At 65.4% G+C, this 749-nt stretch carries 1 protein-coding gene; it reads right to left on the bottom strand.

Going from position 1 to position 749, the window contains the following annotated elements:
• A partial coding sequence (locus tag FNL14_RS23065; RefSeq protein WP_142065174.1) for a CoA transferase subunit A occupies window positions 1-652 on the bottom strand: 652 nt, incomplete at its 3' end.
• Window positions 653-749: the final 97 nt, after the last annotated feature.

Below are 749 nucleotides of genomic sequence, written 5' to 3'. Positions count from 1 at the left end.
TGGCCTGGACCAGGCGCTGGACGAAGACGCCAGGGGTGACGATGTGGTTGGGGTCCAGTTCGCCCGGCTGCACAACCACCTCCGCCTCGGCAATAGTCAGGAGGCCTGCCGTGGCCACCACCGGGTTGAAGTTCCGGGCGGTGTAGCGGTAGATGAGGTTTCCGTCCGTGTCCGCGGTGTGGGCATGGACCAGCGCGACGTCGGCCGTGATGGCGCGCTCCTGGACGTACGTTTCGCCGTCGAACACCTCGTGCGGTTTGCCTTCGGCCACCAGGGTGCCAACGCCGGTTTTGGTGTAGAAGGCAGGGATGCCCGCGCCGCCGGCCCGCAGTCGTTCCGCAAGGGTGCCCTGCGGGGTGAACTCGACCTCCAGGCGGCCGGCGAGGTACTGCTCCGCGAAGAGCTTGTTCTCACCCACGTAACTGGCAATGACCTTCCGGACCTGGCCCGCCTCGATCAGGATGCCCAGGCCCTTGCCGTCCACCCCCATATTGTTCGAGACCACCGTCAGGTCCTTCACACCCGAATCCCGGACGGCTTCGATCAGGTCCGCGGGGATGCCGCTAAGGCCGAATCCGCCCACGGCGAGAGTCATTCCGTCCCGCAGTGCCCCTTCCAGGGCGACGGCGGGAGCCGGCTGAAGTTTGGACATGGCGCCTCCTCGTTGAGAGTCCCGCAATAATCGTCCACTTTGTGGACTATGGGTCTGGAGATGGACATTACGGGTGGGTTGGGAGGGCTGTCAAGGC

It is taken from the genome of Pseudarthrobacter sp. B4EP4b, assembly GCF_006680095.1.
GTDB lineage: Bacteria > Actinomycetota > Actinomycetes > Actinomycetales > Micrococcaceae > Arthrobacter.
This window is presented reverse-complemented; position numbering and strand designations above follow the sequence as displayed.